This window comes from Sphingomonas sp. EU05-FHT14C10 (genome assembly GCF_058790595.1).
On the sequence record NZ_JBYTEN010000001.1, the window covers coordinates 463,103 to 475,318 of the forward strand.

The 12,216-nt window shown below is 67.7% G+C and carries 12 protein-coding genes; 8 read left to right on the forward strand and 4 right to left on the reverse strand.

Annotation, left to right across the window (positions count from 1 at the left end; all coding sequences use genetic code 11):
* Nucleotides 1-13: 13 nt before the first annotated feature.
* Genes ubiB through AC3WT0_RS02385 form a run of 7 tightly spaced genes read left to right on the forward strand, consistent with a single transcriptional unit; the run spans nt 14 to nt 6,080 of the window.
* Nucleotides 14-1,549, forward strand: coding sequence for a 2-polyprenylphenol 6-hydroxylase (gene ubiB / locus AC3WT0_RS02355; RefSeq protein WP_492751115.1), 1,536 nt, complete (start codon nt 14-16; stop codon nt 1,547-1,549).
* 1 nt (nt 1,550) lies between these two features.
* The gene (locus AC3WT0_RS02360; RefSeq protein WP_492751117.1) at nt 1,551-2,564 is read left to right on the forward strand and encodes a hypothetical protein; all 1,014 of its coding nucleotides are present in this window, start codon (nt 1,551-1,553) and stop codon (nt 2,562-2,564) included.
* Between the two features lie 27 nt (nt 2,565-2,591).
* Nucleotides 2,592-3,848: a bifunctional phosphopantothenoylcysteine decarboxylase/phosphopantothenate synthase gene (locus tag AC3WT0_RS02365; protein WP_492751119.1), complete on the forward strand. Its 1,257-nt coding sequence runs from the start codon at nt 2,592-2,594 to the stop codon at nt 3,846-3,848.
* Complete coding sequence (gene dut / locus AC3WT0_RS02370) at nt 3,845-4,291, forward strand: dUTP diphosphatase (protein WP_492751120.1); 447 nt, start codon at nt 3,845-3,847, stop codon at nt 4,289-4,291. The genes AC3WT0_RS02365 and dut overlap by 4 nt, the downstream gene beginning before the upstream one ends.
* Nucleotides 4,288-5,040: a HesA/MoeB/ThiF family protein gene (locus AC3WT0_RS02375; protein WP_492751121.1), complete on the forward strand. Its 753-nt coding sequence runs from the start codon at nt 4,288-4,290 to the stop codon at nt 5,038-5,040. Before dut ends, AC3WT0_RS02375 begins: the two co-directional genes overlap by 4 nt.
* Complete coding sequence (locus AC3WT0_RS02380) at nt 5,028-5,333, forward strand: DsrE family protein (protein ID WP_492751123.1); 306 nt, start codon at nt 5,028-5,030, stop codon at nt 5,331-5,333. Before AC3WT0_RS02375 ends, AC3WT0_RS02380 begins: the two co-directional genes overlap by 13 nt.
* A gap of 42 nt (nt 5,334-5,375) precedes the next feature.
* Nucleotides 5,376-6,080: a glutathione S-transferase C-terminal domain-containing protein gene (locus AC3WT0_RS02385; protein ID WP_492751124.1), complete on the forward strand. Its 705-nt coding sequence runs from the start codon at nt 5,376-5,378 to the stop codon at nt 6,078-6,080.
* Nucleotides 6,081-6,096: 16 nt separating this feature from the next.
* On the opposite strand, the gene AC3WT0_RS02390 is transcribed toward AC3WT0_RS02385, so the two are convergent.
* The 3 genes from AC3WT0_RS02390 to topA form a co-directional block, all read right to left on the reverse strand.
* The gene (locus AC3WT0_RS02390; protein ID WP_492751126.1) at nt 6,097-7,719 is read right to left on the reverse strand and encodes a cation:proton antiporter domain-containing protein; all 1,623 of its coding nucleotides are present in this window, start codon (nt 7,717-7,719) and stop codon (nt 6,097-6,099) included.
* 221 nt (nt 7,720-7,940) lie between these two features.
* The gene (locus AC3WT0_RS02395; RefSeq protein WP_492751127.1) at nt 7,941-8,312 is read right to left on the reverse strand and encodes a hypothetical protein; all 372 of its coding nucleotides are present in this window, start codon (nt 8,310-8,312) and stop codon (nt 7,941-7,943) included.
* Between the two features lie 106 nt (nt 8,313-8,418).
* Nucleotides 8,419-11,010, reverse strand: coding sequence for a type I DNA topoisomerase (gene topA / locus AC3WT0_RS02400; protein WP_492751129.1), 2,592 nt, complete (start codon nt 11,008-11,010; stop codon nt 8,419-8,421).
* A gap of 142 nt (nt 11,011-11,152) precedes the next feature.
* Here topA and AC3WT0_RS02405 point away from each other — a divergent pair, with 142 nt between their 5' ends.
* Nucleotides 11,153-11,701, forward strand: a complete 549-nt coding sequence (locus AC3WT0_RS02405; protein ID WP_492751131.1) for a hypothetical protein — start codon at nt 11,153-11,155, stop codon at nt 11,699-11,701.
* A gap of 136 nt (nt 11,702-11,837) precedes the next feature.
* On the opposite strand, the gene AC3WT0_RS02410 is transcribed toward AC3WT0_RS02405, so the two are convergent.
* On the reverse strand, nt 11,838-12,197 hold the full coding sequence (locus tag AC3WT0_RS02410) for a beta/gamma crystallin family protein (protein ID WP_492751133.1): 360 nt from the start codon (nt 12,195-12,197) through the stop codon (nt 11,838-11,840).
* Nucleotides 12,198-12,216: the final 19 nt, after the last annotated feature.

Consider the following 12,216-nt stretch of genomic DNA (forward strand, 5'->3'; position numbering starts at 1 on the left):
CGCTGACCCCGGCATGACGCAGCCGATCGTCCATCTGGCACGCCTGCTGAAGTGGGGCCGCACGCTGGCACGTCACGGCGCGCTCAAGGGGATCGAGCGCGATCCGCTGACGCCGCCTGCTGTGCGCAGGCTCGTCCGCGTCGCGCGCTTCGGCGCGCGCGTGCCTCACAAGCCTGCCTATGCCGATGCGTTCCAGACGATCGGTCCGGCGGCCGTCAAGCTCGGCCAGGCGCTGGCGACGCGCCCCGACCTGGTCGGCGAGGAAGCCGCCGCCGATCTGCTTCGCCTGCAGGATGCCCTGCCTCCCGTTCCCTTCGCCGAGATACGCGCGTCGATCGAACAGGCGCTGGGCAAGCCGATCGACGAGCTGTTCGCCTCGATCGAGGAGGATCCGGTCGGCGCCGCGTCGATCGCGCAGGTCCACCGCGCCGTCACGACCGACGGGCGCAAGGTCGCGGTCAAGGTGCTGCGCCCCGGCGTCGAGGAGGAATTCACCAAGGCGATCGAGACATATGAATGGGCGGCGGCGCAGGCCGAGTCCTTCGGCGGCGAGATTGCGCGGCTGCGCCCCCGCCTCGTCATCGCCACCTTCCGCCAGTGGACGGCGCGCGAGCTGGACCTGCGTCGCGAGGCAGCCTCCGCGTCCGAGCTGGCTGAGGCGATGGTCGCCGAACCGGGATACGAAATCCCAGCGATCGACTGGCAGCGCACCGCGCGCCGCGTAATGACGCTCGAATGGATCGATGGGATCAAGCTGTCCCGCCGCGACGAACTGATCGCCGCCGGGTATGATGTGAAGGCGCTGGCCGCCCGCCTCGTCCGCGCTTTCCTGCGTCAGGCGATTTCCGAAGGCTTCTTCCATGCCGACATGCATCAGGGCAATCTGCTGGTGCGCGGCGACGGCAGCATCGTCGCGATCGATTTCGGCATCATGGGCCGCATCGACCGGCGCGCGCGCACCTGGCTGGCGGAGATCCTCTACGGCCTGCTGACCGGCGATTATAAGCGCGTGGCCGAGATTCATTTCGAGGCGGGCTATGTGCCGCCGCACCATAATCTCGGCGAGTTCACCACCGCGCTGCGCGCCGTCGGCGAGCCGATCCGCGGATTGCCGGTCAAGGACATCTCGATCGGCAACATGCTCGACGGGCTGTTCGCGATCACCCGCGATTTCGACATGCCGACCCAGCCGCACCTGCTGCTTCTCCAGAAGACGATGGTGATGGTCGAAGGCGTGGCGACCGCGCTCGATCCCGACCTCAACATGTGGGAGACGTCGGGGCCGTTCGTGAAGGAATGGATGCGCACCGAGCTTGGCCCAGAGGCGCATCTTGCCGACCGGCTGGTCAAGGACGTCCGCACCCTCGCGCGTCTTCCCGATCTCATCCGCGCGATCGAGGCGCGTTATCCGCCGCCGGGTGGAGCCCCGCCCCCGCCGCCGCTCCGCGATGTGGAGGTCGTGCGCGTCGGCACGGGCTGGCGCTATGCCGTCGTCGCGCTGGCCGCTGCATTGGCTGGCGCCGGGCTCAGCTGGCTGCTGATCGGCTGAGATGCCGCGCGCGATCAGGCTTGCCTCGATCGTCGCAGCGCTCGCGCTGATCCTTCTCGGTCTCGTCTTGCCACCCGGTCAGGGCGGTCGGATGGCGACCGATATTTCTACCGGAACCGACGCGGGCCTTTATCGGCGCATCGTCGAGCGCGTTCGCACGGGCGAGGATTATCATGCTGCGGCCATCGCCGAGCAGCGGGCGCATAATTACCCTGTCAAACCCTTTGTCACGGTCCGCCCCCCCGCACTGGCCTGTCTGATCGCCAGAGTCGGCTGGCCGAAAACGGGCGCGCTGCTGCTCGCGCTCGCGATCGCGGCCAGCCTGGCCTTCGCGCTGGCGCTGCGCGCCACTTCCAACGGCATCGCCGAATGGTTGCCTGCCGCCGGCCTGGCTGCCTTGGGGGCGTTTCTGCTCGGCCAGCCTGCGCTGGTGATGTGGCACGACATCTGGGCCGCATTGCTGTTGATGCTTGCGCTCGGGCTGTGGCGCCCCGATCGGGCGTGGCCCGCTATGCTCGCCGGGCTCGCGGCGGCGCTCGTTCGCGAACTGGCGATTCCCTTCCTGCTTGCCATGGGCGTGATGGCTTTGATCGACAGGCGCGCGCGCGAGGCGTTCTGGTGGGCGGCTGCGCTGCTTGCGGCCGGTCTGGCGCTGGCGCTTCATGCCCATGCGGTCGGCGCGCTGACGCTTGCCGGCGACCCTGTGTCGCAGGGCTGGAACGGGGGGGGCGGATGGCCGTTGCTGCTCGCCATGCTTCGCCAGACCAGCCTGTTCGGGCTGCTCCCCGCCCCGGCGATCGCGACGGCGATCCTGACCCCGCTCGCACTGCTCGGCTGGATAGCGCGCGGCGATGCGCTGGGGCGGCGCGTTAGCCTGATTCTGGCCGGCTATGGGGCGATGCTGATCTTCTTCGCCCGGCCCGACAATTTCTACTGGTCGGCGCTGATCGCGCCTGTCCTGCCCGCCGGTCTGGCTTTCCTCCCCCGGCTGTGGCGCACCGCCCCCTCGACTTGATCGAGCGGGCAAGGCATTGAGGCGCGCATGGCTTCCCTCCGAATCCTCCTGATCGTCGGCGGCGGGATCGCCGCCTACAAGGCGTGCGAGCTGATCCGCCTGATCCGCAAGGACGGCATGTCGGTACGCTGCGTGCTGACCGATGGCGGCGCGCATTTCGTGACGCCGATGACGCTTGCCGCACTCTCCGAGGATCAGGTCTTCACCAGCCTGTGGGACCTGAAGGACGAGGCCGAGATGGGCCACATCCAGCTCAGCCGCGACGCCGATCTGGTCGTCGTCTGCCCCGGCACCGCCGATCTCATCGCCAAGATGGCGAACGGCATTTCAGACAGCCTTGCGACCACGCTGCTGCTCGCCACCGATACGCCCGTGCTCGTCGCGCCGGCGATGAACGTGCGCATGTGGCTCCACCCCGCGACGCGCCGCAACGTCGCGACGCTCCGGGCCGACGGGCTAACGGTCATGGAGCCCGACGAAGGCGTGATGGCGTGCAACGAATATGGCCCCGGTCGCCTGCCCGAGCCGCCGGTGATCCTCGATCGCATCCGAGCGCTGCTCTCCACCGGGGTCGCCAAGGCTCCCGCCAAGCTGCCGCCACCCGAAGGCGGACCTGCGTGGATCGCGCGCGACGCGCGGCTCGCCAGCCGCCATATCATCGTCACCGCCGGCCCCACGCATGAGCCGATCGATCCGGTGCGCTACATCGCCAACCGATCCTCGGGGAAGCAGGGTTTCGCCATTGCGGGCGCGCTGGCCGCACGCGGCGCGCAGGTAACGCTGGTCGCCGGGCCGGTGTCGCTCCCGACGCCTCCGGGCGTCACCCGCGTCGATGTCGAGACTGCGCGGCAGATGGCGAGCGAGGTCGGCCGCGCGCTTCCTGCCGACGCAGCCGTGATGGTGGCCGCCGTGGCCGACTGGCGCGTCGAGCCCACCGATCAGAAGATCAAGAAACGCGCCGACGGCGCTCCGCCGACGCTCGGCCTGTCGGAAAATCCCGATATCCTTGCCGAGCTGGCGCACGATACGCGCCGTCCGGCGCTTGTCGTCGGTTTCGCGGCCGAAACGCAGAACGTCGTCGAAAATGCCGTCGCCAAGCGCGCGCGCAAGGGCGCCGACTGGATCGTCGCCAATGACGTCTCGGGCGACGTGATGGGCGGCGCCGAAAATCGCGTCCACCTCGTCACCGCGTCGGGCGTCGAGGATTGGCCGCAAGGTACGAAGGAGCAAGTCGCCGAGCGGCTGGCCGAACGCATCGCCGATGCGCTGGGAGTTTCCGCATGACTGCGCCTATCGCCATCCGCATAAAGCGCCTGCCGCATGGCGAAGGCCTGCCCCTGCCCGCCTACGCCACCGCGCATGCGGCAGGCATGGATGTCGTCGCCGCCGAGGATCTGACGCTCGCCCCCGGCGCGCGCCACGCCGTTGCAACCGGCTTCGCGATCGCCATTCCCGAAGGCTATGAAGTCCAGGTCCGCCCCCGTTCGGGACTGGCGCTCAAGCACGGCGTCACCTGCCTCAACACGCCGGGTACGATCGACGCCGACTATCGCGGCGAAGTGAAGGTCATCCTCGCCAATCTCGGCAGCGATCCCTTCGCCATCGCGCGCGGCGATCGCATCGCCCAGCTCGTTCCCGCCGCCGTCACACTTGCCGCCTTCGCCGAAGTCGACGAACTGGACGAGACGGCGCGCGGCGCGGGCGGCTTCGGCTCGACGGGCGTGTGACCTTACTCAGCGACGCACAGATCGATCGTTACGCCCGCCACATCATCCTCAAGGAGATTGGCGGCGAAGGCCAGAAGCGCCTGCTCGGCGCGACCGTCGCGGTCATCGGCGTCGGCGGGATCGGCTGCCCGGCGATCGAGGCGCTGGCGGCGACCGGCGTAGGCCGCCTCCGCCTGATCGACGACGACGAGGTTGCGTTGTCCAACCTCCAGCGCCAGACCCTGTTTTCAACCGCCGACGTCGGGCGCGCCAAGGTCGATGCTGCCGCCGACGCGGTCGCGCGGCTGACGCCCGATGTCGCGATCGAGCGCCACCCCATCCGCCTCGGCATCGACAATGCCCGGAGCCTTCTTGCCGGTGCCGACGTGGTCCTCGACGGCTGCGACAATTTCGCCACCCGCCTGATCGGGGCCGATGCTGCCCAGGCGCTTCAAATCCCGCTGGTCTCGGCCGCCGTCGGGCAGTTCGAAGGCCAGCTTGCGGTTTATCGCGGGTGGGAGGCGGGCAAGCCCTGCTATCGCTGCCTCGTCGGTAACGACCCCGATCGCCCCGATGTGAGCTGCGCCGATCAGGGCGTACTCGGCGCGCTCACCCAGAGCATCGGCGGCCTCGCTGCGATCGAGGCGATCCGCCAGATCGTGCCTTTCGGCACGGACAGCGCCGGCCAGCTCCTGATCCTCGACGCGCTCGCCTTCCGCTTCCGTACCATTGCACTACCCAAGGATCCCGGCTGCTCGTGCGCGGGCTGACGATCATCGTCGCGACCGGCGATGCCGATCGCTTCGCCGCTGCCGTCGCGATCGCAAGCGCATCAGCAGCGCTCGGCGGACGCACGCGGCTCTATCTGCACGACGGCGCGGTGGCGCGGCTTGCGGATACCGATCTGTCCGATGCACTGGCGCTCGATGTCGCCATCATCGCCTGCCAGACCGGGCTTGCTTCCGCGGGCATCGATCTCTCGACGCTGAATGGACGCATTGCGGCGGGCGGTCTCGTCTCATTGTTGGCCGCGCTCGACGACGACAGGCTCTTGACCGTCTAGCCGCCAACACGGCAACTGCCGCCATCATTTCACGATCGGGGCATGCCGGCGATGATCACCCTCTACTCCTATCCGGGGCTGTTCGGCCTCGCCGACAACAACCCCTTCGGTCTCAAGATCTTCGCGCTGCTCAAGCTGGCCGGCCTGCCCTTTCGCCACGAACATATTCTCGACACCTCGGCCGCGCCGCACGGCCAGCTTCCCTATCTCGACGACGACGGAACGCTGATCGGCGACAGCGCAGCGATTCTCGCACATCTGACGAGCGCGCACAGCCTGTCGATCGACGCGCGCCTCGACGATGTCCAGCGGACGCAGGCCTTCTGCATCGGCCGCGTCCTCGACGACCTTTACTGGCCAATGTCCTATTCGCGCTGGAAGGACGATCGCTTCTGGCCGTCCTTTCGCGATGCCCTGCTCGACGAGCATGAAAATCTCGCCGAAGCCGATCTGAACGCCGCGCGCGCCTATAATTTCGAGCGCTATCGTTATCAGGGGATCGGCCGCTATCCTCCCGACGAGGCCTATCGCCGCGGGCTCGACGATCTCGCCGCGCTCGCAATGCTCCTGCCGCGCCAGGGCTTCATGTTCGGCGACCAGCCGACCAGCGTCGACGCCAGCCTTTACGGCTTCATTGCCAATATCCTCTTCTACCCGATCGACACGCCCCTGCGGCATTATGTCCAGTCGCAGGAGCATCTCGAACGCCACTGCCACGCGATCCACGCGATCGTCGCAGACGGCTGACCGGCTCCGCTTCCCCTCACGCCGCGCCGGCGATCGCACTCATCCGTACCGCGATTTCCTGCTCGCCCATCACGACATGCTGCACGCCCAGCCGTTCGAGATGGTCGACCTCCGCGTCCGAATGCGCGCGCGCGATGACCGGGATCGAGGCGTTGAGCTTGCGCGCGCGTTCGAACACCGCGCCCGCTTCGAAGCCCTCGGGGATGGCGATCAGCAGCGTCGCCGCCTTGTCGATGCCTGCCGCTTCCAGCGTGCTCCGCTCGGCAGCGTTGCCGCGCACGACGCCGTGGCCATCGGCCTCCACCTGGCGGGCGACGTCGGCCTGGTCCTCGACGATCAGGAAGGCCCGGCCGCTTTCGCCCAGCATTTTGGCGACACGCTTGCCGACCCGGCCATAGCCGACGACAATCACATGCCCCTCGCCCTGCGCGGCGGGCCCGGCCTCATCCTCGCCCGGATCGCACCGGCCGTGCGTCCCGATGATCAGCGAAAAGATGAAGGGATTGAGGAAGATCGAGATGATCGCGCCGGCGAGGATCAGATCGCGCGCCTCCGCCGGCAGGATGCCGAGCTGGGTACCCAGCGTCGCGAGAATGAACGAGAATTCGCCGATCTGCGCCAGGCTCGCCGCGACCGTCAGCGCGGTGCCGTTGCGATAGCCGAACATGCGGACGATCAGGAAGGCCGCGACCGATTTGCCGACGACGATCGTCGCGACCGTTGCGAGCACGGGCAAGGGCTGCTCGATCACTACCTTGGGATCGAAGAGCATCCCCACCGACACGAAGAACAACACGGCGAAGGCGTCGCGCAGTGGCAGTGTCTCCTCGGTCGCGCGGCGGCTGAGCGGCGTTTCGCCAAGGATCATGCCCGCGAAGAAGGCCCCCAGCGCGAAGGAGACGTCGAAGGCGATCGCCGCGCCGAAGGCGACGCCCAGCGCGATCGCCAGCACCGCCAGCCGGAACAGCTCGCGCGAGCCCGTATGCACCACCCAGTGCAGCACGGCGGGGATCAGCCGCCGGCCGACGATCAACATCAGCGCGATAAAACCCGCGACTTTGAGGAACGTCGTCAATAATGGCTGCGCAAGCGCGCTCCAGCCGCCCTCGCTCGCCATCACCTGCGGCAGCACCGGCAGCAGCACGAGCGCCAGCACCATCACCAGATCCTCGACGATCAGCCAGCCGACCGCGATCCTGCCGCGCTCGGTATCGATCAGGTCGCGCGTCTGGAGTGCACGGAGCAAAACCACCGTGCTCGCGACCGAAAGCGCGAGACCGAAGACGAAGCCGCCAAGCATGTTCCAGCCAAGCAGCCAGCCCAGCGCCATCCCCAGCAAGGTCGCAACGCCGATCTGCACGACCGCGCCGGGAATGGCGATGTTGCGGACCGACAGCAGGTCCTTGAGCGAAAAATGCAGTCCGACGCCGAACATCAGCAGGATGACGCCCAGTTCGGCGAGTTCGTTCGCCAGTTCGGCGTTGGCGACGAAGCCGGGCGTAAAGGGGCCTACCAGCACGCCGGCTACCAGATAGCCCGCGATGGGCGAAACTTTCAGGCGCTGCGCAAGCGCGCCCATGAAGAAGGCGAAGACAAGGCCGGCAACGATCGTGGCGATCAGCGGCGTGTGATGCGTCATGTAAAACTCCGTGCCGCGCCGCAGGCGGCTCGGCGCCTGCGGCACGCAATCAATCGGCGGTCGATCGGATGATGGCGGCGAGCAGCCCGGCGGTGCCGGCAATGCCTGCCCAGATGGTGGTGAGGAACCACCAGGGCGGCCGCTTCCTGTTCTTTTCCATCGTTACCTCGCGATGCTGAATCCGAAACCGGGGTGCCGCATCAGCGGCCCCGTCGTGCGGATCAGGCGCGCGGCGGCGCTCGCGCTCCAAGCGCACCCGCTCTGGCGGAACGCAGAATTACGGGATCGCGTACCAGCGGCTCTTCGCTGAAAGCGATGACGATGCACGCGACGACGATCACCGCCGCAAGCGGGACAAGAACAGGAAGAAGCCCGGCCTCGGACGACCCGTCGCGCGGGCGGGCAACGCCCTGCCCGGCCTGCAGGCGCTGCGATACCGGGCGGAGGGTAACGACGCTGGTGGTCGGATCGAAGGCCGATCCGATCGAACGGACCGGCAAGGCGCGAAGCGGCATGAGCGCACAGACCAGCGCGATCAGCAGCGCCATGGTCGCGGCGGCCATGAAGGCCCAGCGCGCGCCTTGCGCTCCCATCCAGCCTCTGGTCAGCCCCGGCCTGATACGCGATCCTCCACTGCGTGCGTCGGGCCGACTATAGCCCAGACGCACGCAATGCGAAACCGCGACGCCCGCCCGGCGCTCAGGCCTTGGCGGTTTTCGTCGCAGCCTTCTTGGCCGGAGCCTTTTTCGCCGTCTTGGCAGGCGCCTTCTTCGCCGGTGCCTTCTTGGCCGCTGCCTTCTTCTTGCCCTTGGGCGCTGCGGCCGCGCGCGCGTCGATCAGCTGGGCCGCTTCCTCCAGCGTCAACGCCTCCGGCTCGACGCCCTTGGGCAGCGTAGCGTTGGTCGCGCCATCGGTCACATACGGGCCATAACGCCCGGCCATCAGCCTGACCTCCGCCTCGGTGCGCGGATGCGCGCCGAGCACACGGAGAGGCGCGGCGGCGGCGCCGCGCGCCGGGCGCCCGCCATTGGCGGCTGCCTCGGCCAGCTTGACGACGGCGGCGTTCATGCCCGTCTCGAACACCTCGGCCGTCGAGCCCAGCCGCGCATATTTGCCGTCATGCGCCAGATAGGGGCCATAGCGCCCGATCGAAGCGGTGATCATCTTGCCCGTCTCGGGATGCGCGCCGATCTCGCGCGGCAGCGACAGCAGTTTCAGCGCCCATTCGAGATCCAGCCCGTCGCCGGGCAGATCCTTGGGGATCGACGCGCGCTTGGCCTCCTGGCCGTCGCCCAGCTGCAGATAGGGGCCGAAGCGCCCGCTGCGCTTCGACACTTCCAGCCCGGTCGCGGGATCGGTGCCCAGCGCTTCGGGTCCGCTATCCTCGCCGCCATTGCCGCCCGGTTGAGCGAAACGGCGCGTATATTTGCATTCGGGATAGTTTGAGCAGGCGACGAACGCGCCGAAACGCCCGCCACGCAGCGCCAGCCTCCCCTCCCCGCAATTGGGGCAGAGCCGCGGATCCGATCCGTCGGCACGCGCGGGAAAAAGATAGGGTTCGAGAAACTGGTCGAGCGCCGCCGTGATGTCCGACGGCTTCTGCTCCATCACCTGCTGGGTCTTGGGCTTGAAGTCGCGCCAGAAGGCCTCGAGCACGGCCTGCCACTGCGCGCGTCCGCCCGAGATATCGTCGAGTTCATCCTCGAGCCCGGCGGTGAAATCATAGGAGACGTAGCGCTCGAAGAAGCGTTCGAGGAACGCCGTCACCAGCCGCCCGCTCTCCTCGGCGAAGAAGCGGTTCTTTTCGGTGCGCACATAAGAGCGGTCCTTGAGCACCTGGATGATCGAGGCGTAGGTCGAAGGGCGCCCGATCCCCAGTTCCTCCAGCCGCTTGACGAGGCTCGCCTCGGAGAAGCGTGGCGGCGGCTGGGTGAAATGCTGTTCGGCGTGAACTGCCTTCTTCGCGGGTGCGTCGCCGGCGGCGAGGCGCGGCAGGCGGCGCGAATCCTCGTCGCCCTCGGCATCGCCGTTCTTGCCGACATCGTCGCGGCCTTCCTCGTAAAGCGCGAGATAGCCCGGGAAGAGCACGACCTGCCCGGTCGCACGCAGCGCCGTCTGACCCGTCGCTTCCTCCAGCTCCACGGTGGTCCGCTCCATCCGCGCCGAGGCCATCTGACTCGCCAGCGCGCGCTTGAAGATCAGGTCGTAGAGCCGCGCATCGTCGCCCGCAGCGGCGCGATCCTTGGAGAAATCGGTCGGGCGGATCGCCTCGTGCGCTTCCTGCGCATTCTTGGCCTTCGCCGTATATTGGCGCGGCTTGTCGGGCACGTAGGATGCGTCGTAGCGATCGGCGATCGCCTTGCGCGCAGCGGAGATGGCGCTGCCGTCCATCTGCACGCCGTCGGTTCGCATGTAGGTTATCAGGCCGGACTCATAGAGTCCCTGCGCGACGCGCATCGTGTGGCTGGCGGAAAAGCCGAGTTTGCGGGCGGCTTCCTGTTGCAGCGTCGACGTGGTGAAAGGCGGCGGCGGATTGCGCGTCGCAGGCTTGGTCTCAACCGATGCGACAGTGAAACGACCGGCCTCGACGGCGGTCTTCGCCGCCTCGGCATCGCCGGCATTGCCTAGCGTTAGACGATCGATCTTCTCGCCGCGCAAACGAACCAGACGGGCAATAAAAGCCTGTCCATCATGTTCCATATCGGCAAATACCGACCAATATTCCTGCGCGATGAAAGCCTCGATCTCGCGCTCGCGATCGACGATCAGGCGCAGCGCGACCGACTGGACGCGCCCCGCCGACTTCGCGCCGGGCAGCTTGCGCCACAGCACCGGCGAGAGGGTGAAGCCCACCAGATAATCGAGCGCACGCCGCGCCCGATAAGCGTCGATCAGGTCGGTATCGAGCTCGCGCGGCTTCGCCATCGCCTCGGTCACCGCCGCCTTGGTGATCGCGTTGAAGGTCACGCGCTCGACTGACTTGGGCAGCGCCTTCTTCGCCCTCAGCACTTCCTGCACGTGCCAGGAAATCGCCTCGCCTTCGCGATCGGGGTCGGTGGCGAGGATCAGTCGGTCGGCCTTCTTCGCCTCGTCGGTGATCGCGCGGAGCTGCTTACCCTTGTCGGCATAAGCCTCCCACTCCATCGCAAAGCCGTCGTCGGGATCGACCGATCCGTCCTTGGGCGGCAAATCGCGGATATGGCCATAGGACGCGAGAACACGATAATCCCCGCCCAGATATTTCTCGATGGTTTTCGCCTTGGCAGGCGATTCGACGATGACTAGCTGCATTGACCTGTTCGATGCCCCTCGTGTGTACGCGTAGGGTGGAAAGACCGGACGGGTCCAGTCAAGGGGGTGGCGTGACGCACGATCCAAAGATTGAATCTGTGGACACCCCCGCGCCGTTCAACCCCGGCAGGGCGGCAACGGCATGAGCCTGCTGCTCGTCGCCGCGCTTGCCGCCGCCGCGCCGCATGTCGGATCGGCGTCCCAGTGGCTGGCGCTGCCGCCCGCCGACGATTTCACGATCGCCTGGGGCGAGGATCGCGGCGGCGCGAAGATGATCCAGCGGATCCGGCGCGGCGAGACGCTCCAGTCCTGGTCGCGAATGATCATGGAGCAGAGCTTCGCCGGCGCGGGCCAGACCGACGCGGTCGACGCCCTGGGCCAGATCGGCGCGATGTGGCGCTCCACCTGCCCCGGCTCAACGCTGAGCGCGATCACCAGCACACCCGGCGATCCCGGCGGCGATCCCGGCCCCGTCGCGCGGATCAGCGGCGATTGCCCGCTCAACACGCAGACCGGCCGCCCCGAAAGCCTCTTCGCCGCCGCGACGCGCAGCGGCGACACGCTCTATGTCGCGCGCATCGCGATCAGGCGGAAGGCGACGGGCGACGACATAGGCTGGGCCGATGCGCTGCTTTCGGGGCTGACGATCTGCGTGCCCAACAGCCCCAAGGCGATCTGCCAGGATCAGTAAGAGGGCCGGATTTCCGATGATCGTCGCCCCCGTCGCTGTCATTGCGAGCGCAGCGAAGCAATCCAGAGGGCCGAACATCACCCTGGATTGCTTCGCTGCGCTCGCACTGACGGCGGGGGCCAAATAGCAGCCAGCCCTATCGCCCGCCCAGATAGCGCACCGACATGACCCCGTTGCTGGTGCCGAGATAGATGAGCGAGTCGACGCGGCCGGTGTAGGTCTGGCACTGGCCTTTGAAGGCCGGCTCGGTACAGACTTGCCAGTTGCCCACGGCATAGAGGCTGCTCGCCCGCCGCGCGAAGCGATAGGCTGAAAGATCGCCGATCGTCTCGTTGAGCGTCGTGACGCGTCCGGTCAGCCCCGGCCCCGAATAGAGCCGCAGCGTGCCCGCCGCCGGCTGGACGAGCGCGCGGTTGCGCTCATAGCTGCGGTCGCGCGCCGATGCCGGCGCGGCGAGAGTCAGCGCGCCCATGGTGAGGATCGCCAGATGCTTCATCGCCAACCTCCCTGTTCTC

Bases quoted from the DNA above. Each gene is read 5' to 3' on its own strand.
- AC3WT0_RS02390 (WP_492751126.1), bottom strand. From the start codon at position 7,719: ATGACGCATCACACGCCGCTGATCGCCACGATCGTTGCCGGCCTTGTC.
- AC3WT0_RS02360 (WP_492751117.1), top strand. From the start codon at position 1,551: ATGCCGCGCGCGATCAGGCTTGCCTCGATCGTCGCAGCGCTCGCGCTG.
- AC3WT0_RS02395 (WP_492751127.1), bottom strand. From the start codon at position 8,312: ATGGGAGCGCAAGGCGCGCGCTGGGCCTTCATGGCCGCCGCGACCATG.
- AC3WT0_RS02385 (WP_492751124.1), top strand. From the start codon at position 5,376: ATGCCGGCGATGATCACCCTCTACTCCTATCCGGGGCTGTTCGGCCTC.
- dut (WP_492751120.1), top strand. From the start codon at position 3,845: ATGACTGCGCCTATCGCCATCCGCATAAAGCGCCTGCCGCATGGCGAA.
- AC3WT0_RS02405 (WP_492751131.1), top strand. From the start codon at position 11,153: ATGAGCCTGCTGCTCGTCGCCGCGCTTGCCGCCGCCGCGCCGCATGTC.
- AC3WT0_RS02365 (WP_492751119.1), top strand. From the start codon at position 2,592: ATGGCTTCCCTCCGAATCCTCCTGATCGTCGGCGGCGGGATCGCCGCC.
- AC3WT0_RS02410 (WP_492751133.1), bottom strand. From the start codon at position 12,197: ATGAAGCATCTGGCGATCCTCACCATGGGCGCGCTGACTCTCGCCGCG.
- ubiB (WP_492751115.1), top strand. From the start codon at position 14: ATGACGCAGCCGATCGTCCATCTGGCACGCCTGCTGAAGTGGGGCCGC.
- topA (WP_492751129.1), bottom strand. From the start codon at position 11,010: ATGCAGCTAGTCATCGTCGAATCGCCTGCCAAGGCGAAAACCATCGAG.